Below are 252 nucleotides of genomic sequence, written 5' to 3'. Positions count from 1 at the left end.
ACTGGTTCTCCACCTACAAGGTGCATCACCGGGTGGCCGAGCAGTTTCGCACCGGCCGGGTGTTCCTCCTCGGGGACGCCGCCCACGTGCACAGCCCGGCCGGCGGCCAGGGCATGAACACCGGGATCGGCGACGCCATCAACCTGGCCTGGAAACTGGCAGCGGTACTGAGCGGCAAGAGTGCCGAGCGCCTGATGGAAACCTACGCCACCGAACGCATGGAGTTCGCTTGGCGCGTGGTGGCGACCACCG

General features: G+C 67.5%; 1 protein-coding gene. It reads left to right on the top strand.

Annotated elements, in window-relative coordinates:
- Window positions 1–252 (top strand): FAD-dependent monooxygenase (locus tag SB725_RS32660; protein WP_410923632.1); only part of this gene is annotated, 252 nt, incomplete at both ends.

This window comes from Pseudomonas sp. SIMBA_041, assembly GCF_046535095.1.
Lineage (GTDB): Bacteria > Pseudomonadota > Gammaproteobacteria > Pseudomonadales > Pseudomonadaceae > Aquipseudomonas > Aquipseudomonas mucoides.
This window is presented reverse-complemented; position numbering and strand designations above follow the sequence as displayed.